Genomic DNA, 26,514 nt, shown 5'->3' on the forward strand with positions numbered 1-26,514 from the left:
GAAGAAATGTTGAGTAAGCGTCGCAAGATCTCCACCGTGCTCGCGGCAGCCTCGCTGACCGCGGCGACCGGGGCCGCCGGGCTGCTGTTCGGTGCGCAACCGGCTCTGGCCTGGGACGACGCCAACTGCGGCTTCCGCTCGGGCGGGCCGATCTACTACTGGTACCACTCCTACCAGGATGGCGCCGTGAACTGCCAGAACGGCAACGTGCCGGACCTGGCCAGCCCGGGAACGTATTTCAACAAGACCAATCAGTACGCCGACCACCCCTACGACGGTTTGGGGGACCGGCTGTGGAATGACGCGGGTTCGGCCTCGAACAATGACACCACCTGCGCCGCCACCATCTGGTATCACGCGAGCTACACCGGCAGCCACCTCACCCTGACCCGCACCGGGCAGGCAGGTTGGTACAGCAACACCCTGGGCGTCGTGAACAACAACAACAGGTCGCAGAACTGGTCCTGCTGATCCCGACCGACAACCCAGGTCGGATCGCTCCGGTGCGGGCTCACCGCGCCGGGGCGGTCCGCCGCACGGCGTGGAGATGATCCTTGAACGTCAACAGCGGTACCAGACTCGCCGGCGCTGCCGCGGCCCTGTTCGTGGCCGTGCTGCTCGCGGCGTGCTCCTCCCCGGACCAGGAATCCACCGCGGGCGACCGCAACGACCCGGCGCTGGTCGCCCCGCCGAAGGCCGCACCGACCCCCTCGGTCTCGAACGTGCCCGACCTCACCCTCCCGATCCAGGCCTACCAGCCGACGCTCGCCCAGCGCACGGTCGTCGAGAACGCCACGGTGTCGCTGGTCAACGCCTGCATGCACCGGTTCGGCTTCGACGACGCGCTGCCACCGGGCCGGCCGTCCCAGCCCTCGCTGATGTCCCGGCGCTACGGGGTGACCGATCCCGCGATCGCCGAGCGCTACGGCTACCACGTGGCGCCCGGCGACGGCATCGAGACGGGCGCCAAGCCGGCCGGCAACGGCGGCGCGCTGTCGCGGTCCGCGATCCTCGTGCTCACCGGCGACCCGAACGGCCAGCCGCGCCCCGGCGCCCCCGCACCGGCGGGAACCTACGCGGGCGCGGCCATCCCGGCCGGCGGCTGCTCCGGCGAGGCGGCGGCCAAGCTCGGCGGCGGCCGGCTCTTCGGCGGTGCCACCACCCTGGCCGACCGGATCATGACGACCGGCTTCGCGCAGGCGGAGACCGACGACCGGGTCACCGCCGTCGTCGGCACCTGGTCGGCGTGCATGAAGCAGCAGGGCTACGCGTTCAAGACCCCGTTCGACGCCGCCGCCAGCGCGAAGATCGACACACCCGCGCCGTCGACGGTGGAGATCAAGACCGCGGTCGCGGACGTCACCTGCAAGCGGAAGACAAACCTCGTCGGCGTCTTCTACGGGGTGGAGCGCGCCTACCAGAACGCGGCGATCCAGCGGAACATCGAGCAGCTCAACCGGCTCAAGGCGGAGATCGAGCAGGTCGTGAAGGCCGCGGCCGGTGCGCTCGGCGTGCCCGTACCGAGATGAGCCGCCGTGGATGAACCGGTCGCCGTCGACGAACCGGTGACGGCCGAGCTGGAACCGATCGCCGGCGCCGGGGAGCGGCCCGCGGCCGCCGCCGACGACCGCGGCTCCCGGCTGCTGCGCCGCCAGCGCGTGGCGATCATCGTGATGGCCGTCTGCCTGGTCGTCTCGATCGGCGGCCTGGCCGCCTCCACCTTGATCAAGTCGCCGCTCCAGGCCGCCGCCGACACCGAGGCGCCCGCGCCGACCGTGCTCACCGAGACCGTCGAACGCCGGGTCCTGGTGAGCACCGTGGTGACCCGCGGAACGGTGGTGGCGGCGGCCCAGGTCACGGTGTCGCCGCCGACGCCGGAGGGCACCCGGCCGGTGGTCACCCGGGTACCCCTTGCCGCGGGCCGGCAGGTGCGCGCCGGGGACGTGGTGATCGAGGTCTCCGGCCGCCCGGTCGTGGCGCTGCCGGGCGTGCTGTCCACCTACCGCGACCTCAAGCCCGGCGACGACGGCAAGGACGTCGCGCAGCTCCAGCGGGCCCTCGGGCGGCTGGGTCTGTACCACGACGGCGACGACGACGGGCACTTCGGCGCCGCGACCAAGTCCGCGGTGCGGCGGTTCTACGCCAGGACCGGCTATGACGTGCCGGACACCGGCGGGCCCGGCGGCGCCGCGGACCGGGCCGCCGCGCAGGCGGCGCAGTCGGGCGTCGACGCGGCCCAGCGCGCCGTCGACGACATGAGACGCCGGATCGCCGCGGCCGGCGGCGCCGCGCCCGCGCCCGGCGAGGAGCCGCTGAACGTCCAGCTTGCGTACCTGAAGAAGGCGCTGAAGACCGCCAAGGCCGCCCTGGCCGACCTGGTGGCGCACAGCGGGCCGATGGTCCCGTCCGCCGAGGTGGTGTTCCTGCCCGCCTTCCCCGCCCGGATCGCCCAGCTCTACGGAAAGCTCGGCGCCCAGGCGCCGAACCCCCTGCTCACCCTGTCGGCGGGTGCCCTGACGGTGCAGGCGAAACCGCACCCCGACCAGGCCAAGCTGCTCAAGCCGGGCATGCCGGTCGAGATCGTCGCCGAGTCCGTCGGCAGCCACAAGGGCAAGGTGACGAGCGTCGGCGCCGTCACCTCGGACGTGCAGGAGACCGGCACCGCGCAGGACACCGCCGGGGGCGCGGACCCGGCCGCGGCGACCGCGCAGGGCCCGCCCTACGTCCCGGTGGTGGTGACGCCGAGCGGGCGGCTGCCGGCGGGGTGGGCCAATCAGGACGTACGGCTGACCTTCAGCTCGGCGCAGACCGGCGGTCCGGTGCTGATCGTGCCGCTGTCGGCGGTCTCGTCCGGCGCCGACGGGCGGACGACCGTCTCGAAGATGCTGCCAAGCTCCGAGGTCGTCCGGGTCGACGTCCGTGCCGGGGTGTCGGGGGACGGCTTCGTCGAGGTCACGCCGACGTCCACGGCCGCGACGCTCGAGGAGGGCGACCAGGTGGTGGTGGGCCAGTGAGCCCGGTGATCCGGTTCCGCGGTGTCGGGCTCACCTACCCCGGCCCGCCGGCCGTGCCGGCCCTGCGGCCGTGCGACCTGGACATCGAGGCCGGCGAGCACGTCGCGGTCGTCGGGCCGTCCGGCTCGGGAAAGTCGACCTTCCTGAACGTGGTCGGGCTGCTCGACCGCCCGACCCAGGGCACGTACGAGCTCGACGGCATCGACACGGCGAGCCTCGGCGAGGCCGAGCGGACGGCGCTGCGCGGGCGCCGGATCGGCTTCGTGTTCCAGGCGTTCCACCTGCTGCCGTACCGGACCGCCACCGAGAACGTCATGCTGGCCCAGCTCTACAACGGTGCGGCGCGGGCGTCGCGCCGGGCGACGGCCGCCGAGGCGCTGTCCCGGGTCGGGCTGGCGCACAAGCGGAACGCGGTGCCCACCACGATGTCCGGCGGCGAACGTCAGCGCGTGGCGATCGCCCGCGCGCTGGTGAACCGGCCGAGCATCCTGCTCTGCGACGAGCCGACCGGAAACCTGGACTCCGGTACGGCCGACAGCGTGCTCAACCTGCTCGACCGGCTGCACGAGGACGGACTGACGATCGTGGTCATCACCCACGACCTGGACGCCGCGGTCCGCGCCCAGCGGCGGATCACCATCCGCGACGGTCACCTCGACGTGACGGCGGAGCCGGTCGACGGGGCACTCCGGTGAGACTGCGCCGCCGCACCCGCCGGGTCGAGCCCTCCCGGCTGGACCCGCGGGACCTGCTCGGCGAGGCCATGGTCGGTGTGCTCCAGCGCCCCGCCCGCTCGGTGCTCACCATGCTCGGCACGGTGCTCGGGGTGGGCGGGTTCGTGGCCATCCTTGGCCTCACCGCGACCGCCGGCGGCCAGATCGACAAGCGGTTCAGCGTCCTGTCGGCGACCGAGATACGCGTCGACGACGTCGGCTCGGACGCCGCGGCCGACAGCCGGGTCTCCTTCCCCGACGACGCCGCGCGCCGGGTCGAACGGCTCAACGGCGTGGTGCACGCCGGCGTGTGGTGGCCCGTCCCGCTGCGCAACCCCACCATCGGCGCGAGCCCGGCCGCCGCCGACACCGACATCGCCAACGCACTGACCTTCGTCGCCGCGTCGCCGGAGGCGCTGACCGCGGCGCACCCGTCGATGCGCGCCGGGCGGACCTACGACCGCTTCCACGAGGGCCGGGGCGAGCGGGTCGCCGTCCTGGGCAGCGCGGCGGCGCAGCGGATCGGCATCGTCCAGCTCGACCGGCACCCCGCCGTCTTCATCAACGGCAGCCCGTACACGGTGATCGGCATCATCGCCGACGTGCGGCGCAATCCCGACCTGCTGCTGTCGATCATCATTCCGACCACCACCGCGCTGCACGACTACGGCCCGCCGACCTCACCCCGCGCGGGAATGATCGTCGAGACGAGGCTCGGCGCGGCGCACCTGATCGCCGACCAGGTGGCGCTCGCGCTGCGCCCGGACGCACCGCACCTGTTCAAGGTGACCGCGCCGGCCGACCCGACGACGCTGCGCGGCAACGTCACCGGCGACCTCAACTCGCTGTTCCTGGTGCTCGCCGCGATCACGCTGACCGTCGGCGCCGTCGGGATCGCCAACACGACCCTTGTCGCCGTGCTCGAACGGACCGCCGAGATCGGCCTGCGCCGGGCGCTGGGCGCGCGGCCGCGCCACATCGCGCTCCAGTTCCTCACCGAGTCCACCGCGATCGGCACCCTTGGCGGCCTGCTCGGCACCAGCCTCGGCGTCGCCGTCGTCGTGCTCAGCGCGCTGCTGCACCAGTGGACCGCGATCCTGCAACCGTGGGCGGTGGTGGCCGCGCCCCTGGTCGGCGCCCTGGTCGGGCTGGTCGCCGGGGTGTACCCGGCGCTGCGCGCGGCCTGGGTGGAGCCGGTCGAGGCCCTGCGCCGCTAAACCGGTGTCCGGTCACGGCGCACCGTGATAGACACCCGGGGTGCAAAAGACCTTGGACTTCACCGACCTGCTGAGCCTGCTCGACGAACGATCGGCCGCCATGCGCGCCGCGGTCGCCTCCGCGCCCGACCTCGACGTGCCGGTGCCGACCTGCCCCGAGTGGACGCTGTTCGACCTGGCGCAGCACCTGGGCCGGGGGCGCCGCAAGTGGGCCGCCATCGTCGCGGCCGGCCCGGCGGACGCGCCCTCGGCGGAGTCGGCCGCGCGGGGCGCGGAGGCCGCGCCGCGGGAGCGTGAGGCCCTGCTGGCCTGGCTGGACGCCTCGGTCCGGGAGCTGGCGGACGCGCTGCGGGAGGCCGGACCGGACCGCGGCTGCTGGACGTGGTGGGACCGGTCGGTGTCGCCGCAGACCGCCGGCGCCGTCGCCCGGCACCAGGTGCAGGAGTTGGCGGTGCACACCTACGACGTCCAGGTCGCGCTGGGCGCGCCGCTGCCGCTGCCGGACGAGGTCGCGCTCGACGGCGTCGAGGACTTCCTGCTGACCTGCTGCGCCGGGGACTACCACTGGCCGTATGAGCCCGCCACCATCGACTACCACGCCACCGAGGGCCACACCTGGCGTGTCGAGCTCGCTGCCGACGGAGTGCGCTGCACCCGGCTCGCCACCGCCACGTCCGCCGCCGACGTCTCCGTGGAGGGCACGGCGAGCGAGCTGGTCCTGCTCTTCTACGGCCGGGTACCGGTGGAGTCCCTGAAGATGGAGGGCGACCGGCGCCCCTTCGACCTGGTCGTCGCCTGGGACCCCGACGCGTAGGCGATGAGCGCTACGCTGCCGCGATGAGCGTTGTCGATTGGCTGCTCGACGGCGACCCGGCGATCCGCTGGCAGGTGCTCGGCGATCTCACCGACGCCGAGCCCGGCGAGGTCGCCGCCGAACGGGCGCGGGTGGCGGACGAGGGCTGGGGCGCCCGGCTCCTCGCCCTCCAGGACGCCGACGGGTCGTGGGACGGCGGCGCCTGCTTCCCGGCGGACTACACCCGCGACGAGCCGGGGCAGCCCTGGACGGCGACGATGCACACCCTGCAAACCCTCCAGCTGCTCGGGCTCGATCCGGCGTGCGAGCCCGCCCGCCGGGCGGTCGCGGCCGTCGCGGAGCACGTGCGGTGGGAGCACGACGGGCAGCGGTACTTCGACGGCGAGGTCGAGCCGTGCATCAACGGCAGGACGGTCGAGACGGGTGCCTACTTCGGCGTGGACGTCGCGCCGCTCGTGGCGCGGCTGCTCGGCGAGCGGCTCGCGGACGGCGGATGGAACTGCGAGGCCGAGAACGGTTCCGTGCGCTCCTCGTTCGACACCACCATCAACGTGCTCGACGGGCTGCTCGAGTTCGAGCGCGTCACCGGCGGGTCCACCGCGGTGCGCCAGGCCCGCCGCGCCGGCGAGGAGTACCTGCTCGAGCGCGGCCTGTTCCGCCGCAGGAGCACCGGCGGGGTCGCGAACCCGGCGTACCTGGACGCGGCCTTCCCGTACTACTGGCATTACGACGTGCTGCGCGCGCTGGACTACTTCCGGCGTTCGGGCTCCGCGCCCGATCACCGGATGGCCGAGGCGGTCGAGGTGGTGCGCGCGAGGCGGCGGCCGGACGGCCGCTGGCCGCTCGACCGCGTCCATCCCGGACGGGTCCACTTCGCCCTGGACGGCGGCGTGGGGGAGCCGAGCCGCTGGAACACGCTACGCGCGCTCCGGGTGCTCGGCTGGTGGGACGGCCGGCCCTAACCGCGGTCGTCGCGATCGGCGAGCCACCGGCCCGCCCGCGCCACGGCCCGTTCCAGCGGCGCCATGATCGGGCCGTCGGCCGCGACGATGCCGTCGTCGCCGAGGGTGTCCGCGAGGCCGGTGTCGCGCAGGATCCTCAGCAGGTGCGGGTCGACGCCGGCGAGCATCAGCCGCCCGCCGGCGTCACCCAGCTCGGCGGCGCGGCGGCGGAGAAGTTTGATCATGCCGGAGGACGGCACGTCGGGCAGGCCGCGCAGCGACAGGACCAGCACCGGCCGGTGCGCGTCGCCGACCGCGGGCCAGTGTTCGTCGATGCGGGGGAGCTCGGCGAAAAGGCTGACGCCCTCGTAGCGCAGCACCGTGACCGTCCCCGATGCCAGCCGCTCCGGAACCGGCGCCGGCGTCCACTGCCGCTCCTCGTCGCGTACCAGTGCGACCAGCCGGGCCTGGCGGGCCGCCTGCGCGCAGTAGAGCAGCAGCGAGAGCACCGCCGACAGGATGACGGCCTGTTGCAGGGGCAGCTGGGTGGTGCCGAGGAACGTCACCACCATCGCCGCGGCCGACAGCTTCGAGGTGCGCCAGACGAGCGCGACGTCGTGGCGCCGCCCCCAGATCAGCTCGCCGCCGACGACGAGGATCAGCCCGCCGATGACCGGCATCGGGATCCGTTCGGCCAGCGGCGCGCAGGCCAGCACGATGACGGCGAGCCACAACCCGGAGAAGACCCCCGCCCATCGGGTACGCGACCCGGCGGAGACCGCTACCCCCGTACGGGAAAGGGAGCCGCCGGCCGGCAGCGACTGGAACAGCCCGCCCGCGATGTTGGCCGCGCCCTGCGCGAGGAAGTCACGGTTCATGTCGCCGCGGGAGCCGTCCGGGTTCGGGACGGTCGGCGCGATGCCGGCGGCCTGTGCCAGCGCCACCAGCGCCACCGAGACCGCGCCGCCGAGCAGCGCCGGGAACGCCGGCCAGTCGGGCACCGTGAGGTGCGGCAGCGACGCGGGGATCTCCGCGATCCCCTTCACCAGCTCGACGTCGGTGCCGAGCAGCCCGACCGCGAGGGTCACCGCGACCATGGCGACCAGCAGCGCCACCGTCTCCAGCCGGCGCACCGCGTGCGCCAGCGCCCAGACGACGACGGTGGCCGCCGCGACCAGCGTCGTGGTGAGCTGCCACGATCCGAGGTGCAGCAGCCAGTCGCCGAGCCGCACCAGCTTGTTGTGTCCCTGCGGCTGGTAACCGGTGGAGTCCTCCAGCACGCCGGTGATGATCTGGAGGGCGATGCCGGTGGAGAAGCCCGTCATCACCGCGTTGGACACGAAGCTCATCACCGCGCCGAGCCGCAGCGCACCCATCAGCGCCATGACGAGGCCGGTCATGACGGCCAGCAGCGCGACGTTGCCGGCGTCCGCCGGGTCCAGGCCCGCCGAGGACAGCACGCTCTGCGAGGTCAGCGCGATCGCGCTGGTCAACGTCGTGACCATGAGGACCGTGCGCGCGGTCAGCGACCCAACGATCGCGGGCACCACCCCGGAGAACAGCCCCGCGACCGGGCTGAACCCGGCGATCGCCGCGTACGCCATGCCCTCGGGGATGCTGAACAGGCCGGTCACCAGGCCCGCGGAGACATCCGAACCGGTCGGCCGGCGCATCAGCTGGTCATGCTCCATTCGAGTCGGTCCTTAGAAATACCGCAGGTCATCCTCGCAGGGTGAAGCGGCCCGGCTGGTCTGTTTGTGACGATCTCAGCGGATATGATCGCTACGGCAAGGGAGCGGATGTGCCTGCGGATTTCAGCGACCGCACCGATTTCGACAACGCGAACCGGGGCCTGGTCGCGCGCCTGGAGCCGGGGGTCATCAAGGCCGCGGACGGCCGGGTGGTCTACGACGCCGACCTCTACACCGCGGCGACCACCGGCGACTGCCCGGACACGGTACATCCGAGCCTGTGGCGGCAGAGCCGGCTCACCGCGATCCAGGGCCTGTTCGAGGTGACCGGGGGCATCTACCAGCTACGCGGCATCGACCTGTCGAACATGACGATCGTCGAGGGCGACACCGGCGTGATCGTGATCGACCCGCTGGTGTCCGCGGAGGTGTCGGCGGCCGGGCTGGCGCTCTACCGCGAGCACCGCGGCGACCGGCCGGTGCGGGCGGTGATCTACACGCACTCGCACATCGATCACTTCGGCGGCGTCCTCGGCGTCGTCGACGCCGGCACCGGCGTGCCGATCGTGGCGCCGGCCGGATTCCTCCAGCACGCCGTGTCGGAGAACGTCTACGCCGGCACGGCGATGCTGCGCCGCGGCATGTACCACACCGGCATGGCGCTGCCGGTGAGCGCGACCGGCACGCTCGGCGTCGGGCTCGGCCCCGGCACGTCGACGGGCACGGTCGGCCTGCTCGCGCCCACCCTGGACATCACGCACACCGGCCAGGAGGAGACGCTCGACGGCGTGCGGATCGTCTTCCAGATGACGCCGGGTACCGAGGCGCCGTCGGAGATGAACTTCCACTTCCCGCAGCGGCGCGCCCTGTGCCTGTCCGAGAACGTCACCCACAACCTGCACAACGTGCTCACCCTGCGCGGCGCCGAGGTGCGCGACGCGCGCGGCTGGTCCCGCTACATCAACGAGGCCATCGAGTTGTTCGACGACGACACCGACGTGGCGTTCGCCTCCCATCACTGGCCGACCTGGGGCCGGGACGACATCGTCGCGCTCCTGCGGGAACAGCGTGACCTGTACGCGTTCCTGCACGACCAGACGCTGCGGCTGATGAACCAGGGCCACATCGGCAGCGAGATCGCCGAGATGATCGAGATGCCGCCCGCGCTGGACGCGGCGTGGCACACCCACGGCTACTACGGCTCGGTCAGCCACAACGTCAAGGCGATCTACCAGCGCTACCTCGGCTGGTACGACGGCAACCCCGCGCACCTGTGGCAGCACCCGCCCGAGGCCGCCGCCGCCCGCTACGTCCAGGTCATCGGCGGCGTCGACGCCACCGTGGCCCGGGCCCGCGAGTTCGCCGATTCCGGGGACCTCCGGTTCGCCGCCGAACTCGCCGGCCACGCCGTGTTCGCCGACCCGGAGCACGCGGGCGCCAAGGCGCTGCTCGCCGAGGTGTTCACCCGCCTCGGCCACGGGTCGGAGTGCGGCACCTGGCGCAACAACTACCTCACCGCCGCGCAGGAACTGGGTGGCCGCCTCGCGCTCGCCGACGTCAGCGCGGCGGGAATGGCGGCCGCCCTCACCGTCACCCAGCTCTTCGACAGCCTCGCCATCCGCATCGACGGCAAACGCGCCTGGGACACCTCCGCATCGATCCGCTGGCACTTCAGCGACACCGGCGACACGTACCGGATGGAGCTGTCCAACGGCGTGCTCACCCACCACCCGACCGGCCGGACCAAGGACGCCGACCTCGTCGTCACCCTCAGCAGGCCGCAGCTGCTGAGCCTGCTCGGCGGCGCGGGCACCGACGGCATCCGGTTCGACGGCGACCCGAAGGTCTTCGCCATGATCGCGAGCCTCACCGACCAGCCCGACCCCGGCTTCGCGATCGTCACCCCGTAGTAGCGGCGTGCCGCCGGCTCTCGACCCTGTTCACCGGTGAGGCCTGCGCGACCAGCAGCAGGACCGCCCCGCAGGCCGCGACCAGCATCCACCCCGGACGGGTCGCCGCGGCGAGGCCGCCCGCGCCGGACCCCGCGACCAGGCCGCCGGCCAGGGCGACGCCGAGCGCCGTGCCGATCTGCCGCGCGGTCGACGCGATCCCGCCGGCCACCCCGGACCGCGCCGGCGGCAGCCCGCCGACCGCGGTGTTGGTGATCGGCGCGTTCGCGAAACCGACACCCATCCCCGCGAACAGGTACGCGGTCAGCAGCACCGCCGGCGCGGTCCGGTCGTCGAGCCCGACCAGCAGAGCGCCGGCGATCGCGGTGCAGACCCCGGCCAGCCGCAGCGGCAGGCGCGGACCCACCCGGCCCACCAGGTACCCGGACAGCGGCGCGCAGACGGTGGCCGCGACCGCCATCGGCAGGGTGAACGCGCCGGCCGCGATCGGGCTCAGCCCCCGCACCTGTTGCAGGTAGAGCGTGCCGAGCAGCAGCGTGACGCTGAACGCCACGAAGATCACCACCGCGCCGCACACCGCCGCGGCGAACGGCAGCCGCCGGAACAGGCCCAACTCCATCAACGGCTCGTCCCGGCACGCCTCGACCCGTACGAAGGCGAGCGCGGCGACGGCGATCACGACGTACCCCCAGCCCTCCCGCGGCGCCTCGATGAGGACCGCGACCGTCGTCGCCACCAGGATGCTCAGCAGCACCTGGCCGGGCAGGTCCAGCCGCCGTGGCCGCGGCGAGCGCGACTCCGGCACGTACACCGCGCTCAGCACCAGGACGATCGCGATGATCGGCAGGTTGATCCAGAACACCGCCCGCCACCCCGACCCCGCGATCAGCGCACCGCCGAGCACCGGCCCGGCCGCCATGCTGAGCCCGAACACCGCCGCCCAGACCCCGATGGCCTGCGCGCGCTCCCGGGGATCGGTGATCACGCCCACCACGATGGCCAGCGCCACCGGGCTGAGCATCGACCCGCCGACACCCTGCAACGCCCGCGCCGCGACCAGCACCTCCAGGCCCGGCGCCACCGCGCAGCCGACCGACCCCGCCGCGAACAACACCAGCCCGATCCGGAACACCCGCCGCCGGCCGACCCGGTCGGCCAGCGCACCCGAGGTGATCAACAAGCCGGCCAGCACCAGCGTGTACGCGTCGACGACCCATTCCAGTTCCCGTACGCCGAGCCGCAGCTCTTGCCCGATCGACGGCAGCGCCACGTTGACCGCCGTCGTGTCCAGCCCCACCAGGAAGATGCTGGTGCAGCAGATCGCCAGTACCAGCCGTCGACGCTTCTTCTCGCTCACGTCCGGAATGCTCGCCGCGGCCACCCCGCCCGCACCAGCAAACTTGCGAAGACCGCAAAATGGCACCATGGACCCCTCCCTCGCGGAGCTGCTCGCCGGCATCGGCCCCCGCCTGCGCCGCATCCGCCGGGACCGCGGTCTCACCCTCGACGATCTGGCCACCGCCACCGGCCTGTCGGTCAGCACGCTCTCCCGCCTGGAGTCCGGCAAACGCCGCCCCACGCTGGACCTGCTGATCCCGCTGGCCCGGGCACACCGCATGGCCCTGGACCACCTGATCGGCGCCCCGCCCACCGGCGACTCCCGCGCGCACCTGACCCCGCACCGCACCGAGCCCCGGACCGGCAATCCCAGCGTGGTGGTGCCGCTGACCGCGTACCCCGGCCGCCTACAGGCCTTCAAGCAGATCCTCGGCACCGGCACCGGCACCGGCCCGCCGGAGCGGGTGACCCACCCCGGACACGCCTGGTTCTACGTCCTCTCCGGCGAGGTGCGCCTGCTGCTCGGCGACCGCGAGCTGCTGCTGGGTCCCGGCGACACCGCCGACTTCGACACGGCCGAGCCACACTGGTTCGGCCCGGCCGCCGACCGGCCCGCCGAGATCCTGCACCTGTACGGCCCGCACGGCGACCGCCCCCGTCCCGGAGATCAGTGACAGCCAGGCCGGCCGCTGCGGGACTCCGCCATGTATTCGATCGTCGAGTAGGAGTGGCCGGGCTGCCGGTCGGCGCTGCGTAAACGGGTCGCGGCCGCCCGGGGCCGCTGACCACAATGGCGGGCGTGGCAGAGGTTGAGGTTGTGGTCGCCCACAAAGCACGCACGACGCTGCGCGTCGGTGACGTGTTCCTGAAGATCGACGCCGATCAGGTGCTCACCGACGTCGAGGTCGATGCGATGGCCATCGCGCCGATCCCGACGCCGGAGATCCTGTGGCGCAAACCGCCCGTGCTCGCGATCGCCGCCGTACCGGGAAAGGCCCTCGGCCGCCTCGGCGAGCCGTCGACCGCGTCGCCCGCGGCGTGGGCCGCGGCGGGTGCGGCCGTCCGCAGGCTGCACGACGCGCCGCTGCCGCCGTGGCCCGGACGGCGCCTCGACGAGATCGCCGCGCAGCTCGACGGCGAATGCGCGTGGCTCGTCACCAGCGGCGTCCTGCCCGCCGACCTGGTCAACCGCAACCGCGAGGTCGCCGAGGCCGCGCTGCGGCCGTGGAAACCGGTGTTCATACACGGCGACCTCCAGATCACCCACGTCTTCGTCGACGGTGACGAGGTCACCGGCGTGATCGACTGGTCCGAGGCGGCCCGGGGCGATGCCCTGTTCGACCTCGCCATCCTGACGCTCGGGCACGAGGAGCGCCTCGACGATCTCCTCGCCGGCTACGGCACGGACGTCGACGTCGACGTGATCCGCGGCTGGTGGTCGCTGCGAAGCCTGACCGCGATCCGCTGGCTGGTCGAACACGGCTTCGACCCGGCCTCGCCGGGCTGCGAGTTCGACGTCCTGAGAGCCCGGATGTGAGGCGGGGGAGCCGATGAGCCTGCACTACGAGTGGACGCTCTCGTTGCGCCTGCGGCCCGACACGCCCGCGCCGTTCCTGGATGAGCTCCGTTTTCATCTGGGTCTTACCGAGCGGCCGCCCGAGAAGCCTGAGCTGGAGATCGACTGGCCCTGCCTGGTCACGGAGCCGGACGACACCCTGCCGGGCGGCAGCGTCCGGTCGTTGGTCGCGCAGCGGCCGTACCTGAATCGGCCGGGCTCGTTCGGCCTGTTCGTGCGCACGTTCGTGCTCGACGATGCCATGTACGAGCTGATTCTGGCGGTGCCGGCGTGGCTGGCACGGTGGTCGCTGACGCAGGGATGGATCGGCCAGGCGCGCGAGGAACTGTCGTTGCATCCGTGGTTGAACTTCTACGTCCAGGACGGCCATGCTTACGCCGCCGGACCCGGCGACGGCGTGGAACCGCTGAACGGTTCCGCGCCGCCTTTCACGCTGAACTACACATCGGACACCCCATAGACATGCTCATGCTTCGGGCTTTCGTGACGGACTGGCTGGCGTTGTGGCGCGACGCGCCCATCAGGATTCCGTCGTCGCTGTCGCCCGCCGAGGCGGCGCGGCGGCTGACCGAAGCGCGAACGGCGTCGAGCTTCTGGTCGGCGCGCGCGCCGCTCGACGGTTCCCGGATCGTCGTGGGCCGGGTCTCCACCGACGAGATCACGCTGACCGCGCGTCAGGCGTACGTCCGCAACTCCTGGCGGCCGGTCCTGGAGGCTCGCCTCGAACCCGTACCCGGCGGTTGTGAGCTGGTGGGAACGATCGGCTGGAACCCCCTGGTGCGCATGTTCACCGCGGTGTGGCTGACCGGCGCCGGACTCCTCACGCTCGGCAGCCTTCTCGCCGGCTTGACGTTCGGCACGGCCGAAGCACTCGCTGTCACCGGCGCCGGCCTCGCCATGCTGTCCTTCGGCGTGGCGCTGACCACCTTCGGCGGACGGTCCGGACGCCGCGACGGACAGTTCCTGAAAGGCTGGCTGGACCGGCACCTCTCAGGGAACGATCACCACGCCTCCGCGTAGTCCGCCCCGGGCCAGCCGCTCGTGGGCCGCCGCCGCCTCGGTGAAGGGGTAGACGCCGGCGACCCGTAGTGGGATGTCGCCGCTCTCCACCAACTTCACCAGTTCGCCCAGCCGGGCGCGGTCGGGCTGCACGTTCAGCGCGAACGTCCGGATTCCCCGCGCCGGCTCCGGGCGCAGCGGTGGCGAGGCGGCCACGAAGCCGCCGCCGTCCCTGACCAGTTCCATCAACGACGAGCCGATCACCGCGAGGTCGACGACCGCGTCGAAGCCGGCCGCCACCGCCGGGACCGGATCGTCCGAGCGTGGCACGAACGCCGCGCCCTGCGACTCGACGAACTCGCGGTCGCCGGCCGCCGCTACTCCCGTGGCGCGCAGGCCGGCGACCCGGGCCAGCGCCAGGGTGAACCCGCCGACCTGCCCCGCGGCGCCGGTGACGAGCACCGACGAGCCCGGCGGGAGCGCGAGCATGTCGAGGGCCTGTACGGCGGTGAGGCCGTTGGCCGGCAGGGTAGCGGCCTCGCCGGCGGGAACACCGACCGGCGCGGCGGTCAGCCACGCGGCATCGAGGACCACATACTCCGCGTGGGCGCCGACCGTCGTGCGCAGCCAGGGCGAGAAGCCGATGACCTCGTCATTCACGGCGAGATCTCCGACGGACGGCCCCACCGCGTCGACCGTGCCGGCCACGTCCCAACCGGGCACGTACGGCAGCCCGGTCGGCAGCGGTGCCGGGAACCGCCCGGCGCGGACCATGAGGTCGACCGGGTGCAGGACGGACGCGGCGACCCGTACCCGCACCTGACCCGGTCCCGGCTGTGGCACCGGCAGGTCCGTCACCACCTGGAGAACCTCCGGCCCACCGAACTGTGCATAGCTGACCGCTCGCATCGCCGTACCCCTTCGCCGAACGTCTTGAATACGGCTACGGTAGGTATCCATGGGCACCGTGGGAAAGTAGGCACCTAAAAGTGCCCATGGCACCGGCAGGGGGGCAGATGGCGACGACGACCGCTGGACAACGACGGGAGCAGGCCAAACGCGACTACGACGCGTTTCTGGCCGGCTGCCCGACCCGGGAACTGCTGAGCACGCTCACCGACAAATGGGCGGCGCTGGTGATCGCGGCGCTCGCCGGTGGCCCGCAGCGGCACAGCGAGCTCGCCCGCCGCATCGCCGGCGTCAGCCAGAAGATGCTCACCCAGACGCTGCGCACACTGGAACGCGACGGGCTGCTCACCCGCACCGTGACCGCGTCGGTGCCGGCCCGCGTCGACTACGAGCTCACCCCGCTCGGCCACGACCTGGTCCCGGTGATGGCCGCGATCAAGTCCTGGGCGGAGACGAACATGGACCGCGTCTTCCAGGCCCGCGCCCAGTTCGACGCGCGATCCTGACCTCCATGCGCGTCACACTCCGCGTCCTGGCCCTCTCCGACGTCCCCGCGCACAATGCCGGTGAGGACGACCGGACGGTCCGGTGGCTGACCGGCGGCTACGGCACGATCGAGTCGACGACGCGGTGGTTCGCCCAGCTCGCCGGCAACGCCCGGACCGGGCAGGGAGCCCGAGGCTTCGGCGTGTGCCTCGACGACCGCCTGGCCGGCTACGTCGAGGGCAACCCCGACGTGCGCGACGGCCTGGACGACGGCGACGTCAACATCAGCTACGCGGTCCATCCGTGGGCCCGCGGCCGTGGCGTCGCCGTCGAGGCCGTCGGCCTGATGCGCGCGTTCCTCCGCGACCAGCGGATCGGCACCCGCGCGGCCATCCGGGTAGAGCCGGAGAACGTCGCGTCCGTCCGGGTCGCGGTGAAGAGCGGCTTCCGCCACGTGCGTGACTTCGTCTCCCGGACCGACACGCATCCCGACGGAAGCCCGGCCGGGATGCGCCTCTACGTCCACGATCTCTGAGTCGGCGGGAACGCACGAGATCGGGAGGCGCCCTCTGCTACCCGGCCGCACCCAGCGTCTGCCCGTTGACCGCCCGGTGGGCCGCATGCTCGATGGTGTTCGTCGAGTGTCTTGCAGGTAGGCGAGAGGCGGTTCGGCTCATGCGGGGACGTCACACCTGGACACCCTGCGCCTGGCCATCCGCAACCACCACTGGCAACCGGTGACCTGGCGGTGACCGCCAGCATCGGCTCGACCACCACCGCCTCGGCAACCGACCCCACCTACGGCAGCATGCTCGCCGACGCCGACCGCAACCTCTACGCCGCCAAGCACGCCGGCCGCGACCGCGTCGTCAACAACCCACCGCCACTCCCGACGGCCCGCCGCTACCGCGACGCTCCGATACCATCCCTCGCTGCATGAGAAGAGGTGGGCGTGACGGGGTTCGACACGGCGGCGGAGTTGAGGGCACGGCTCGGTGACCGGGACGGCGTGTGGGAGTTCCTGCGCCGGTTCGCACGCGCCTGGGATCTCCGCGATGCGGGCGGCGGCGACCCCGACCGGTCCGCCGACCGACTGGGAGTCGCGCTACCGGCGGCGCTACGGGAGGCGTACGCGATCCGCGGCGTCCTGGATCCCGGAGCGCTCGAGGTGCAGGACGACGTCCTGGTGTTCCACCGCGCCGACCCGATGATCACCGAGACGGTGTGGGGCATCCCGCTCGACGTTGCCGGCCTGCCGGATCCGCCGGTGGTCATCGACACCGGGGCCGGCTGGCAGCCGTATCTCGACCGGACCTCGCTGGCCTGCGTCGACGTGGCCCTGACCGCGGTGGTGCAGGAGCACGACGCGGGGCTGTGCAACGCGTGTGAGCTGCCGGCGGACCTGGCCGGTCCGGCCATGGCCGCCTTCGATCGGGTACCGCTGCCCGACCTGCCCATGTGGATCGACGTCGAGGAGTCGCCGGTGCGCTGGTGGTCCGGGCCGGGCCAGGTGCTGCGCACTCACGGCGACGGCGGGGTATGGCTGTGGGTCAGCGCCCAGACCGAGGAGTCCCTGGACGCGGTGTACGCCGCCATCCCCCAAGCGCGATGGAGCAACTGACCGCAGTCGCCGGCCTCAACATCCGCCCAGCCCTTTCGTGCCGGCGTGACCGGGCGACAGGGTGATCGGCCCGACCCAACCCCGGACAACGGCGCGGATCTGACTGCGTCGGGGCTGGGCAGGATGAACGTCGCGGCCCTGTGCCCAGTTGTCGAGCAGGCCCCGCGTGGTCTCCAACGCGGTGGTCACCATCGTGTGGGCGCGCTCCTGATCGTCCCAGGTGTACCAGAGCGCCCAACCCTCATCCCGGGTATCTACATTCAGTCGGGCACAGCCGACCCGATAGCCGTCCTGCTGGCTCTTCGTTTCACCTGGCTCGAACAACGCGGCGCCGCCGAGGTAAAGCACTCGACGGTCCTGTTCGACGCAACCGTCGCCCTCGAAGTGATGGTGGCGAAGGAAGTAGTTCGAGCTGCCGCAGATAGTCGTGCTCATTCAGTTCCGGCTCCGGCACGAGCACAGTGTGGCCGTCGCTCAAGATTCTGTCGCGCGTTTTTGGCGCAGCCCCCGGCAGAAGAACGACGTAGGGCCGGCACTCGGGCGCCGGCCCTACGTCACTTCACGATCAGCGGATGGTGAGGGTTCTGCCGGTGGCCGAGGACGGCTTGCCGTAGGCGTCGCCGGTGAACTTGACGACGACGCGGTACGGCACCCGCTTGTTGGCGGTGACGAGGCCGATGTAGTAGCGGCCGGAAGCGTCGAGGGTGAAGACCTTCGTCTGCAAGGTCTGCCACTTGCCGCCGGACTTGCCCTGGAGCGCGGCGTTGATCTTCCGGCCGGCGACGGGTGAGGACACGGCTACCTTGATGACGACGTTCTTCTTGTCGTGGAAGTAGGCGACCTTGTTCACCGTCTTGTACTGACCGGTGACGGTGACCGCGGTGGTCGTGACGGTCTTGTAGGCGACCTTGGCGGACGACGCCTTGTTGCTGTCGTCGCCGTCGTAGTAGGCGGTGACCGCACCGCCGGCCGGTGCCGGAATGTCGACGGTCGCGGCGCCGGCCGAGTTCGTCCTGGCGGTCACGGTGGCGTTGCCCGCCGGGCTGGTGCGGACGAACCGGACCGTGACGCCCGGGTGGCCGGCCACGGTGGCGGTCGCGCGGACCTTCGCGCCGGCCGTCGCGGGCTGAACGAGCGTCAGCCTGGTGGTCGTCACGGCCGGTGCGGGGATCGTCTCGAAGCCCTTGGCGAGGTAGTAGATGTGCGGCTGCTCGGCGCGTCCGGTGAAGTCGTCGAGGATCGCGTAGAGACGCGTGTCGTCGGCAGACCAGGTCAAGGTTCCGGAGACCGGCCCCGGGCGGTTGTAGGCGGCCTTCGGGTGTGCGTTGCCGGAGAGGACCTGGGTGCCCGCGACGACGTCGAACGCGACGATGTTGCCGCCCGGCCCGTAGGTGCTGTCGACCCCGCCACCGATCATGGTGCCGCCGTGGGAGTAGGCGACGTCGGCCGGGTACGCACCCGTGTCGAACGACCCGGCGACGCTCATGGTGGCGGCGTCGTACTGCGCCAGGTGGTACGGGGAGCCGGCGGCCGTGGCGACCTTCTTGCCGTCGGGGCTGACGGAGACCCGGTCGAGGGACCCGCCGGTGTCCTTGTGCGCCAGCCCGGTGACGGTGGCCCCGTCGACCGTGTAGGTGTAGACCGGGCCGCTGCTGATGCCGCCGACGCCCGCGACGAGGGTGTTCCCGGCACCGGCGAGCAGCGGAGCGGAGTACATGTCGGGGGTCTCGACGGTCTGAAGGCCGGTGCCGGTGGCGGCGTCGACCGAGCCGATGGTGCCGTCCCACTGGTCGCAGCCGGCGCCGTAGAACAGGCGCGAGCCGGCGAACGCGAGGTGGACCGGGCATTCGCCGGTCGTGTACCGCGCGACCTCGGCCAGCGTGCCGGTGTCGATGACGGCGATAGCGCCGGCCTGGCTGAGCGCGACATAGACCCGGTCACCGGACGGCGACGCCAGGACGTCACGTGCCCCGAACATCCCGGTGACGCTCTTCTGCGTCACCCCGTCGGTGCCGAGGACGGCGACGGCGTTGCCGTCGGAGACGAACAGCCGTCCGTTCGCGGCCGTCATGCTCTTCGGCGCGGCCAGCGTCGTGAGCTTCGTGGGGGTGTTGGTCACGGCGGCGGCCTGTGCCGGCGCGGCCCCGATGAGGGCAGCGGCGACAGCGCTGGCGGTGGCCAGCACGGCGGCCGCCGGGCGGGAGCTTAAGGGCACGCGTCGGGTCCTTCGGTCAGTCACGGATATGCCGTCGCACCATCGGCAGTGGGCGGTCCGCGCTTAGAAGAACTGTCGAACGACAGGTATGTGGGAATTTGCTAAAGGCCGAGCTGGACCGGCTGGTCCGGCGTCCCCGCTGTGAGAAGCGCTGCCAAGGGGGTGGTGAGGTCGCGGGGCGAGAACAGCTCAGCTCCCGAGTGACCAGCGATCTCCGAGAGCTGCCACCACCGGAACGCGGCCAGGTTCTCCTCAGCAGCGAGTTGGTCGTCTGTCAGCTCGCCGTGGGGCTGGAAGTGGTTCGCGCGGATGAGGAAGTAGTCGTTGATGATGCCGTCGAAGCCCGGCGCATGGTCGGCGGGCAGGACTTCCTGGTGCCAGACGTGCGGTGGATCGGCGGTGATCGCCAGACCGGTCTCCTCACGCAGTTCACGACGCAAGGCCGTCAGCCGGTCCTCACCGGGTTCGATGCCGCCGCCTGGGGCCGCCCACACGGCCTTCGCCTGCTCCGGCACCGCCGGGTGAGGAAAGACGAAGCGGCAGAGCAGGATGCGGTCGTCCTCATCAAGGATGATCGCGCGGACGGCGTGGCGCAGATTCGGCGTCATGGCATGTCGGACGCGGCAGCGAGGCGGACTGTTGAATGCCACGCGAATGTCAGTGAATACGCCATCGAGTGTCAGTGTCCCATTCGTTGGCCGCGCTCTTCCGGGTGGTTGGTTCAGAGGGTGATGACGATGCCGATGCCGGGCGGCCGTTTGAGGCGAAGCAGCCTGGAGAGCCCGCCTCCGATGCGGGCGGTGATGTAGCGGCTTTCCAGGAGCCGGCGTGCGGTTTCGGTTTCGGAGGGTGCGAGGAGGGTGGCGGTGCCCTGGATCGGGTGGGCGTCGGGCGCGACTTTGCCGCGGATGTCGCAGGCAACAATTTCGACCTGGGGGTTTCTGCGGAGGCGCTTGACCTTCCAGGCGTCGGCGGCGGAGACGGTGGTGATGGTTTTGCCGTCGGCGACGTGCCAGACCGGGGTCGCGACGGGGGTGCCGTCCTTGCGGTAGGTGGTCAGGCTGATCTGTTTGCTGGCGGCGATTTCGGCGGGGACGGTCATGGCGGCTCCTTGTCGATGTGGTGTGCTCTTCACGGTCGCGGGTGTGTGGGCAGGGCGTCGGTGTGGCGGGTGGCGGCCCAGCTTGCCAGCAGACGCAAGGCGTCGTCGGCGGTGGAGCCGGCCGGGGCGCTGAGCAAGGTCATGTAAAGGCCGGGGTCGGCGGTCAGCTGCATGGTCTCGAAGTTCAGGTCGATGTCGCCGACGACCGGGTGACGGAACTGTTTGACGCCGGTGTTGTGCAGGCGTACGTCGTGGGCGGCCCAGCGGATCCGGAACTCCTCGCTGCGAGTGCACAGCTCACCGACCAGATCGGTCAAGGACTTGTCGTACGGGTCGCGGCCGGCCTCGGCCCGCAGCATCGCCACCGTCGTGGTCGCGATTCGCTCCCAGTCGCGCCAGAAGTCCCGTGCCCGAGGGTTCAGAAACGCGAAACGGGCGTGGTTCGGCGGCCGGGTGGCGTCGTCGAACATGGGCGCGTATAGGGCCTGCGTCAGCGGGTTGGCGGCGATGACGTCGCCGCGGCCGTTGTTGACGAACGCGGGAATTCCGGTCATCAGCTCGAGAATGCGAGCCACGCTCGGGCGGACCTGCGGCGCGGAAGGCTTCCGGCGGGTACGGGAGGCCGGGCCGGCAGCACGGGCGAGGGCGGCCAGGTGTTGCTGTTCGGCCTCGTCGAGGTGCAGGGCCCGGGCGAGGGCGTCGAGAACGCTGTCGGAGGCGCCGGCGAGGTTGCCGCGTTCGAGTTGGGCGTAGTACTCGACGCTGACGCCGGCCAGGTCGGCCACCTCGCTGCGACGCAGGCCCGGCACCCGCCGGTTGCGGTTGTAGCTGGTCAGCCCGGCCTGCTCGGGGGTGATCTTGGCGCGGCGGGAGCTGAGGAAGGCTTTTACCTCGTCGCGGTTGTCCACGTCTTCCAGGCTAGGCCGGTTCGCTGGGATGAGTGGTGGGCTGTCAGTACACCTTCCAGCAGCGTCTTCTTCGCGTCCGGGAAAGGCGGTTCTCTGGATGACGTCACCGCTTCCCGGGTCTTTCGGCAATGTGAGACCTGGCCTCGACGCGGTGTTTCCTCGATAAGGACGTGAGCAAGGTGGCTGAGAAGAAGGTTCTCCTCGTTACCGGTGCAAGCCGGGGCATGGGCGTGGACATCGCGAAGGCCGCCCTGGCCGCCGGGTACGCCGTCGTGGCGACCGGCCGTGACCCGCAGAAGGTGGGAAAGGCCGTCGGTGCCGCCGAGGACCTGCTGACCGTGCGGCTCGACGTGACCGATCCTGCCAGCGCCCAAGCCGCGGTGCAGGCTGCCGTGGACCGGTTCGGGCGCATCGATGTGCTGGTCAACAACGCGGGCAACTTCATCGCCGGGTTCTTCGAGGAGATCACCGCGCAGGACTTCCGGGCGCAGGTGGAGACGAACCTGTTCGGTCCGCTCAACGTCACCCGGGCGGTGCTGCCGGTGATGCGCGCGCAGCGTTCCGGGCTGGTCGTGTCGATCTCGTCGGTTGCCGGTTTCCTAGGCGCGGAGTTCACCTCGGCATACGCGGCGGCGAAGTTCGGCCTCGAAGGCTGGATGGAATCCCTCGCCCCGGAGGTCGCCCCGTACGGGATCAAGACCATGATCGTGGAGCCCGGCTTCTTCCGCACCGACCTGCTCACCCCGGAGTCGACCAGCTACGCCGAGGCGAGCATCGACGACTACGCGGAGCGCACCAAGCAGACCGTAACCGCGTGGAGCGGGATGAGCGGCCTGCAGGGCGGCGACCCGGCGAAGCTCGCCGCCGCGCTGGTGCAGCTCACCGGTTCGGTCGAGCCGCCGGCGCGCTGGGTGGCCGGCGCCGACGCGGTCGGTGCCCTGGAGATGAAGGCGAAGCTCCTGCTGGAGCAGGCCGGCGCGCACCGGGAACTGTCGTCGGCGCTCGCCCACGACGCCTGAGCACCACGGCACGCCTCCCACTGACGAGCAGCACCAGCGTCAGCCCGCCGCAGCAACCTGATGGTGGGTGGATCACGCCAAGGCACCTACTTCGTGACCGGCAACCACGAGTACTACTCCGGCTACCAATCCTGGCTCACCGAAGTGGAAAGCCCGGGCATGCGATCAGCTAGCCATCTTGGCCTGGGTGGTGGATGACCTCTCGGATCGCCAGGTGTTCCTTGCCCCAAGCGGCAAGCGTCGCGAAGGCTTCGGGGCGGGGCGGGGCGCCCTGCCTTCCCGGGCTCTCGTGCACAAGATCCATTCACGGTAGGCTCCGCGGGCTTCGTCGGGACAGCGGGGGGTCATCGTGGTGCAGGAGCAGGAGCGCGTCTCCCGGACGCCGCGCGGTTGGGAGCTGCAGACCATCAGCGTCTTCTCCGCCGTCGCGGCGGCGGCCGTGCTCGGCATGGTGCTGCTGGTCAGCGACCTCGCGCTGTGGGCGTACCTGGCCTCCGACGGCGCGGCGGGCCTCTCCCCGATGGTTCGCACGGTGTTCACGCACGCGGAAACGTTCGACCTGCTCTACCTGTTGCTGGTGTTCGGCTACATCGGCGGCTTCACGTGGTGGCAGTTCAGCACCCGGCAGATGCTGCGGCGTGTCGGCGACACCACGGGTGCGGCCACCCGGCACTGGGCGGTGGGAGCCTGGAACGGGCTCCTCGTCATCGGGTTCGTGATCGGTTACGCCGCCTCCACCAGCGACGCCGCGCCCGAGACGAAGATGGGCTTCATATCGCTGCGGGTGGGCCTGCGCGTCCTCGCTGTATGCCTGTTGCTGATCGGCGTCTGGGAGATCCGAGGGCAGGTGCGCAAGGCCGTGGCCGACAGCGGCGTCATCCTGCGGGTCGAGGACATGCCGCAGCGTGCGTCCGCGATCCCCGCCCGGCTGCTCGCCGCGCCTACGGCGCCCGCGCCCGCCACAGACCTGCCGGATGCCGACGAGGAGTTCTGGGAACGGGTCCGGCGGATGGCCACCGGGCTGCGAGAAGACCTGGCCCTGCTCGAATCGTCCGGACCGTACGAGCACCGGTGGCTGCTGATCCCGGCGAGCGGCGACGTCACGGCGGTACGCGCCGCCCTCGCGCCCGGCGCGACGATCGCGGTTTTCGCGGAACCGCCGGCCGCGAGCGAGGCGAAGGGCTTCACCCCGCGGCCCGCGCAGGCGTATCACGGCTTCCTTGAGGACGCTGAGACCGGAGCTCTGTGGTTTCAGTCGGTGGAGCCCAAGCGGGTGCCCGCGTTCCTGGCACGGGCCCGATCCGCGGCCCGGTGGGGCCTGTACCCGGCCGGGGACCCGACCGCGATCACGGCGGCGAACCGGGCCCGCCAGGGCGAACCCGACCCGGCCTGATCCAACCGGGACCCGATCCGGCACGACGCCTACTGAACGGCAGGTCGGCGACTACTGCCCCTCTGGCGGTGCTGAAAGTCAGCGGGGTTGCTCTGGCGCATCCGCCGGTGTGAGCCGGACGGTGACCCTGTTGTGTTGAATGCCATCCAAACGTCACTAAAGTTGTCACGGACTGTCAGCACTCTTCCGGGTGACATTGGGGATTCCGCTCTTGTCAGTGAACCGAGGAGCCGGGAGCGCTCCTGGTTCTCTAGCTTAGGGATGCGATAGGACTCCCGATCCCTGCGCCACGTCGTAGGTTCTCTGCCCGACGAGATCGAGCGCGGGAACCGATGTCGTTCTCGCTGAGGCGCAACCCCGGGTCTTCCCCCTTACGGGGGCAGTGTTGACGCCTCCCTCGGGCACGGATGGGATAGCGGCGTTGGTGATTCCCGCTCAGCCGGGAGGACGAAGTGACACCTGCGCAATCGGACAGGGGCCGACAGGCGAGTTCGGGAGCTGAGGCGGGCGATCCTCGCCGATCGCCGAGGTGAGCGACGGTTGTCCCGGAACGAACGGCGACGGACCATGCACGGCAGCGCCATTTTCCGGATAGCGGCCTCCCCGCCCGGCCTGGGCCACAAGACTGGCGACATGGCCACGGGTGACACGGCAATAGTGGTGAGCCGGCGTCAGGCGAACCTCGTCTTCGTGGCCATTCTGCTCGGCACGCTGGTCGCCGCGCTGGACCAGACGATCGTCACCACCGCGCTGGCGACCATCGTCTCGGATCTCGGTGGCGCCGGATTCATGTCCTGGGTCGTCTCGGCCTACCTGCTGGCCGAGGCGGTATCCACGGTCCTGGCCGGCAAGTTCGGCGACCTGCTCGGCCGTAAAGTGGTCTTCGAGGTCAGCTTGACGGTCTTCGCCGTTGGCTCCGTGCTGTGCGGCCTCGCACAGGACATGACCACGCTGATCTGGGCGCGGGTGATCCAGGGCCTCGGCGGCGGCGGGCTGATCGTCACCGCGATGGCACTCGTCGCCGACATCATCCCGCTCCGCTACCGTGGCCGGTACCAGGGCACGCTGGGCGCCGTCTTCGGCATCACCACGATGGCCGGGCCGACCCTGGGCGGGATTCTCACCGACCAGCTGAGCTGGCGCTGGGTGTTCTACATCAACCTGCCGGTGACGATCGTGGTGCTGGCCATCGCCGTCTTCGCGATCCCGTCCATGCGCGCCGGTGCCCGCCCGGTCGTCGACTACGCCGGCATCGTTCTGGTCGCGCTCGGCTCCGCCAGCCTGATCCTGGCGGTCTCCTGGGCTGGCGACGAGTACGAATGGGATTCCGCCGTCATCATCGGCCTGATCACCACGTCGGTCGTCCTGTTCGTAGTATTCGTGCAGGTCGAGCTCAAGGCGCGGGAGCCGGTGCTGCCGATGCGGCTGTTCCGCAACTCGGTCTTCGTGGTGTGTTCCGCACTCAGCTTCATCGTCGGCTTCGCCATGCTCGGCGCGATGACCGTCCTTCCCACGTACCTGCAGTACGTGGACGGCATGTCGGCCACCGCCTCCGGCCTGCGGCTGCTGCCCATGGTGGCCGGCGTCTTCACCGCCTCGACATGCTCCGGCAAGCTGGTCCGCCGCACCGGTCGATACCGGATCTTCCCGGTCACCGGCACCGCGGTGATGACCCTCGGGCTGTGGCTGATGTCCACCATGAGCTCCGGCACCGGCGCTTGGCGGATGTCGGCTTACCTGTTCGTGCTCGGCACCGGGATCGGCATGACCATGCAGGTGCTGACGATCGTCGTGCAGAACACCGCGACCTACACCAACCTGGGCACCGTGAGCGCGAGCATGACCTATGTCCGCGCGATGGGCGGCGCGTTCGGCGCCGCGCTCTTCGGCACGCTGTTCCGGGACAAGCTGTCGTCGTACGCCGTGATCCAGAACTCGGGCGCGCCGAGCCCCACGGAGCTGTACGAACGTTCCGCGGCCGAGGCCGCCCCGATCATCGAGGCCTATGCGGGCACCATCTCGTACGTCTTCGTCTTGGTCGCCCCCGTCGCCCTGCTCGGCTTCCTGGTCACGGGGTTCCTCAAAGTGGTTCCGCTGCGCGACGGTGCCCGCTCGCACGCCACCGACGTCGGCGAGGGGTTCTCCGCGCCGGCCCCGTCCGACCGGGCCGCCCAACTCGAGCGGGTGATCAGCGACACCATGCGCAGAGCCGGACATGCACGGACGATCCTGGCCGAGATCCTGAGCAACTCGGGTGGCCGGCTGAACCCGTCGCGGGCCTGGGCGATGGGCCAGACCCACCTGCACGCCCGGGCGCGGGGGAGCGCCGATCTGATCGCGATCGCGCGGAGCCACCGGATACCACCGGAGGTCCTGCAACCCGCGTTCACCGACCTCTGCCAGGCCGGATACGCGAGGATTGACGGCGACTCGGTACAGCTCACCGAGGCCGGCCAGGACCAGTTCGACCAGGTGCAGCACGCCTGGCGGGAGTGGCTCGACGCCCATCTGGAGGACTTCGCGATGACCAGCCCCGGTGAGCGTGCCCTGCTCGACCGGGCGCTCACCGACATCGCCACGACGCTCGTCAACGAACCTGTGCTGGCCGGTTCCCCTGGCCGCGCCTGACCCCGGTGCGCCAGGTCGGC

The 26,514-nt window shown here is 71.4% G+C and carries 27 protein-coding genes; 19 read left to right on the top strand and 8 right to left on the bottom strand.

Annotated elements, in window-relative coordinates:
* Positions 1-6: 6 nt before the first annotated feature.
* The 7 genes from BJ971_RS19115 to BJ971_RS19145 all read left to right on the top strand — a co-directional run bounded on the left by BJ971_RS19115 (position 7) and on the right by BJ971_RS19145 (position 6,720).
* On the top strand, positions 7-471 hold the full coding sequence (locus BJ971_RS19115) for a hypothetical protein (RefSeq protein WP_184994614.1): 465 nt from the start codon (positions 7-9) through the stop codon (positions 469-471).
* An 83-nt stretch (positions 472-554) separates the two neighbouring features.
* Positions 555-1,529 (top strand): hypothetical protein, encoded by a 975-nt coding sequence (locus BJ971_RS19120; RefSeq protein WP_184994616.1) that lies wholly within the window; start codon positions 555-557, stop codon positions 1,527-1,529.
* A 6-nt stretch (positions 1,530-1,535) separates the two neighbouring features.
* Positions 1,536-3,014: a peptidoglycan-binding protein gene (locus BJ971_RS19125; protein ID WP_184994617.1), complete on the top strand. Its 1,479-nt coding sequence runs from the start codon at positions 1,536-1,538 to the stop codon at positions 3,012-3,014.
* A complete protein-coding gene (locus BJ971_RS19130; protein WP_184994619.1) occupies positions 3,011-3,709 on the top strand; it encodes an ABC transporter ATP-binding protein in 699 nt (232 codons plus the stop codon). The genes BJ971_RS19125 and BJ971_RS19130 overlap by 4 nt, the downstream gene beginning before the upstream one ends.
* Positions 3,706-4,944, top strand: coding sequence for an ABC transporter permease (locus BJ971_RS19135; protein WP_203709159.1), 1,239 nt, complete (start codon positions 3,706-3,708; stop codon positions 4,942-4,944). The genes BJ971_RS19130 and BJ971_RS19135 overlap by 4 nt, the downstream gene beginning before the upstream one ends.
* A 40-nt stretch (positions 4,945-4,984) precedes the next feature.
* Positions 4,985-5,758 carry a maleylpyruvate isomerase family mycothiol-dependent enzyme gene (locus tag BJ971_RS19140; RefSeq protein WP_184994620.1) on the top strand — a complete coding sequence of 258 codons (774 nt, stop codon included), beginning with the start codon at positions 4,985-4,987 and terminating at the stop codon, positions 5,756-5,758.
* Positions 5,759-5,781: 23 nt separating this feature from the next.
* A complete protein-coding gene (locus BJ971_RS19145) occupies positions 5,782-6,720 on the top strand; it encodes a hypothetical protein (protein ID WP_184994622.1) in 939 nt (312 codons plus the stop codon).
* Here BJ971_RS19145 and BJ971_RS19150 read toward each other — a convergent pair.
* Positions 6,717-8,390: a SulP family inorganic anion transporter gene (locus tag BJ971_RS19150; protein WP_203709160.1), complete on the bottom strand. Its 1,674-nt coding sequence runs from the start codon at positions 8,388-8,390 to the stop codon at positions 6,717-6,719. The two genes, BJ971_RS19145 and BJ971_RS19150, sit on opposite strands and share 4 nt — an antisense overlap.
* Positions 8,391-8,500: 110 nt before the next feature.
* Between BJ971_RS19150 and BJ971_RS19155 the strand changes: the two genes are divergently transcribed.
* Positions 8,501-10,300 carry an alkyl/aryl-sulfatase gene (locus BJ971_RS19155; RefSeq protein ID WP_184994624.1) on the top strand — a complete coding sequence of 600 codons (1,800 nt, stop codon included), beginning with the start codon at positions 8,501-8,503 and terminating at the stop codon, positions 10,298-10,300.
* On the opposite strand, the gene BJ971_RS19160 is transcribed toward BJ971_RS19155, so the two are convergent.
* The gene (locus BJ971_RS19160; protein WP_239087238.1) at positions 10,290-11,657 is read right to left on the bottom strand and encodes an MFS transporter; all 1,368 of its coding nucleotides are present in this window, start codon (positions 11,655-11,657) and stop codon (positions 10,290-10,292) included. The two genes, BJ971_RS19155 and BJ971_RS19160, sit on opposite strands and share 11 nt — an antisense overlap.
* A 67-nt stretch (positions 11,658-11,724) precedes the next feature.
* On the opposite strand from BJ971_RS19160, the gene BJ971_RS19165 reads away from it, so the two are divergent.
* The 4 genes from BJ971_RS19165 (at position 11,725) to BJ971_RS19180 (ending at position 14,234) form a co-directional block, all read left to right on the top strand.
* Positions 11,725-12,312, top strand: a complete 588-nt coding sequence (locus tag BJ971_RS19165; RefSeq protein ID WP_184994626.1) for a helix-turn-helix transcriptional regulator — start codon at positions 11,725-11,727, stop codon at positions 12,310-12,312.
* Positions 12,313-12,428: 116 nt separating this feature from the next.
* Positions 12,429-13,175, top strand: coding sequence for a phosphotransferase (locus BJ971_RS19170; protein ID WP_184994627.1), 747 nt, complete (start codon positions 12,429-12,431; stop codon positions 13,173-13,175).
* 13 nt (positions 13,176-13,188) lie between these two features.
* Complete coding sequence (locus tag BJ971_RS19175; protein ID WP_184994629.1) at positions 13,189-13,674, top strand: hypothetical protein; 486 nt, start codon at positions 13,189-13,191, stop codon at positions 13,672-13,674.
* A gap of 41 nt (positions 13,675-13,715) precedes the next feature.
* On the top strand, positions 13,716-14,234 hold the full coding sequence (locus BJ971_RS19180) for a hypothetical protein (RefSeq protein WP_184994630.1): 519 nt from the start codon (positions 13,716-13,718) through the stop codon (positions 14,232-14,234).
* Here the strand turns inward: BJ971_RS19180 and BJ971_RS19185 are convergent.
* Positions 14,205-15,122, bottom strand: a complete 918-nt coding sequence (locus BJ971_RS19185; RefSeq protein WP_184994631.1) for an NADP-dependent oxidoreductase — start codon at positions 15,120-15,122, stop codon at positions 14,205-14,207. The genes BJ971_RS19180 and BJ971_RS19185 overlap by 30 nt on opposite strands.
* Positions 15,123-15,229: 107 nt before the next feature.
* Here BJ971_RS19185 and BJ971_RS19190 point away from each other — a divergent pair, with 107 nt between their 5' ends.
* The 4 genes from BJ971_RS19190 (at position 15,230) to BJ971_RS19205 (ending at position 17,229) form a co-directional block, all read left to right on the top strand.
* The gene (locus tag BJ971_RS19190) at positions 15,230-15,628 is read left to right on the top strand and encodes a winged helix-turn-helix transcriptional regulator (RefSeq protein WP_184994633.1); all 399 of its coding nucleotides are present in this window, start codon (positions 15,230-15,232) and stop codon (positions 15,626-15,628) included.
* Between the two features lie 5 nt (positions 15,629-15,633).
* Positions 15,634-16,143 (top strand): GNAT family N-acetyltransferase, encoded by a 510-nt coding sequence (locus tag BJ971_RS19195; RefSeq protein ID WP_184994634.1) that lies wholly within the window; start codon positions 15,634-15,636, stop codon positions 16,141-16,143.
* Positions 16,144-16,356: 213 nt separating this feature from the next.
* Positions 16,357-16,548 carry a nucleotidyl cyclase domain-containing protein gene (locus tag BJ971_RS19200; protein WP_184994636.1) on the top strand — a complete coding sequence of 64 codons (192 nt, stop codon included), beginning with the start codon at positions 16,357-16,359 and terminating at the stop codon, positions 16,546-16,548.
* Between the two features lie 12 nt (positions 16,549-16,560).
* Entirely contained in the window at positions 16,561-17,229 is a 669-nt protein-coding gene (locus BJ971_RS19205) for an SMI1/KNR4 family protein (protein ID WP_184994638.1), read from the top strand.
* A gap of 15 nt (positions 17,230-17,244) precedes the next feature.
* Here BJ971_RS19205 and BJ971_RS19210 read toward each other — a convergent pair whose 3' ends face one another.
* From BJ971_RS19210 to BJ971_RS19230, 5 genes are all read right to left on the bottom strand, one after another.
* Entirely contained in the window at positions 17,245-17,664 is a 420-nt protein-coding gene (locus BJ971_RS19210; RefSeq protein ID WP_184994639.1) for a hypothetical protein, read from the bottom strand.
* A gap of 130 nt (positions 17,665-17,794) precedes the next feature.
* Positions 17,795-19,444, bottom strand: coding sequence for a YncE family protein (locus BJ971_RS19215; RefSeq protein ID WP_184994640.1), 1,650 nt, complete (start codon positions 19,442-19,444; stop codon positions 17,795-17,797).
* A 101-nt stretch (positions 19,445-19,545) separates the two neighbouring features.
* Entirely contained in the window at positions 19,546-20,052 is a 507-nt protein-coding gene (locus tag BJ971_RS19220; RefSeq protein ID WP_184994641.1) for an NUDIX hydrolase, read from the bottom strand.
* Positions 20,053-20,165: 113 nt separating this feature from the next.
* Positions 20,166-20,546 carry a PPOX class F420-dependent oxidoreductase gene (locus BJ971_RS19225; RefSeq protein ID WP_184994643.1) on the bottom strand — a complete coding sequence of 127 codons (381 nt, stop codon included), beginning with the start codon at positions 20,544-20,546 and terminating at the stop codon, positions 20,166-20,168.
* A 29-nt stretch (positions 20,547-20,575) separates the two neighbouring features.
* Positions 20,576-21,454, bottom strand: a complete 879-nt coding sequence (locus tag BJ971_RS19230; protein ID WP_184994644.1) for a helix-turn-helix domain-containing protein — start codon at positions 21,452-21,454, stop codon at positions 20,576-20,578.
* A 170-nt stretch (positions 21,455-21,624) separates the two neighbouring features.
* Between BJ971_RS19230 and BJ971_RS19235 the strand changes: the two genes are divergently transcribed.
* The 3 genes from BJ971_RS19235 to BJ971_RS19245 all read left to right on the top strand — a co-directional run bounded on the left by BJ971_RS19235 (position 21,625) and on the right by BJ971_RS19245 (position 26,494).
* Positions 21,625-22,473 carry an SDR family oxidoreductase gene (locus tag BJ971_RS19235; RefSeq protein ID WP_203709162.1) on the top strand — a complete coding sequence of 283 codons (849 nt, stop codon included), beginning with the start codon at positions 21,625-21,627 and terminating at the stop codon, positions 22,471-22,473.
* A gap of 349 nt (positions 22,474-22,822) precedes the next feature.
* Positions 22,823-23,866: a hypothetical protein gene (locus BJ971_RS19240; RefSeq protein WP_184994645.1), complete on the top strand. Its 1,044-nt coding sequence runs from the start codon at positions 22,823-22,825 to the stop codon at positions 23,864-23,866.
* Between the two features lie 633 nt (positions 23,867-24,499).
* Positions 24,500-26,494, top strand: coding sequence for an MDR family MFS transporter (locus BJ971_RS19245; protein WP_184994646.1), 1,995 nt, complete (start codon positions 24,500-24,502; stop codon positions 26,492-26,494).
* Positions 26,495-26,514 lie beyond the last annotated feature (20 nt).

The sequence above is a fragment of the Amorphoplanes digitatis genome (assembly GCF_014205335.1).
Lineage (GTDB): Bacteria > Actinomycetota > Actinomycetes > Mycobacteriales > Micromonosporaceae > Actinoplanes > Actinoplanes digitatus.

Coding starts and splice junctions, on each gene's coding strand:
- BJ971_RS19115 (WP_184994614.1), top strand. CDS start 7: ATGTTGAGTAAGCGTCGCAAGATCTCCACCGTGCTCGCGGCAGCCTCG.
- BJ971_RS19145 (WP_184994622.1), top strand. CDS start 5,782: ATGAGCGTTGTCGATTGGCTGCTCGACGGCGACCCGGCGATCCGCTGG.
- BJ971_RS19150 (WP_203709160.1), bottom strand. CDS start 8,390: ATGGAGCATGACCAGCTGATGCGCCGGCCGACCGGTTCGGATGTCTCC.
- BJ971_RS19165 (WP_184994626.1), top strand. CDS start 11,725: ATGGACCCCTCCCTCGCGGAGCTGCTCGCCGGCATCGGCCCCCGCCTG.
- BJ971_RS19170 (WP_184994627.1), top strand. CDS start 12,429: ATGGCGGGCGTGGCAGAGGTTGAGGTTGTGGTCGCCCACAAAGCACGC.
- BJ971_RS19175 (WP_184994629.1), top strand. CDS start 13,189: ATGAGCCTGCACTACGAGTGGACGCTCTCGTTGCGCCTGCGGCCCGAC.
- BJ971_RS19185 (WP_184994631.1), bottom strand. CDS start 15,122: ATGCGAGCGGTCAGCTATGCACAGTTCGGTGGGCCGGAGGTTCTCCAG.
- BJ971_RS19190 (WP_184994633.1), top strand. CDS start 15,230: ATGGCGACGACGACCGCTGGACAACGACGGGAGCAGGCCAAACGCGAC.
- BJ971_RS19195 (WP_184994634.1), top strand. CDS start 15,634: ATGCGCGTCACACTCCGCGTCCTGGCCCTCTCCGACGTCCCCGCGCAC.
- BJ971_RS19210 (WP_184994639.1), bottom strand. CDS start 17,664: ATGAGCACGACTATCTGCGGCAGCTCGAACTACTTCCTTCGCCACCAT.
- BJ971_RS19220 (WP_184994641.1), bottom strand. CDS start 20,052: ATGACGCCGAATCTGCGCCACGCCGTCCGCGCGATCATCCTTGATGAG.
- BJ971_RS19225 (WP_184994643.1), bottom strand. CDS start 20,546: ATGACCGTCCCCGCCGAAATCGCCGCCAGCAAACAGATCAGCCTGACC.
- BJ971_RS19245 (WP_184994646.1), top strand. CDS start 24,500: ATGGCCACGGGTGACACGGCAATAGTGGTGAGCCGGCGTCAGGCGAAC.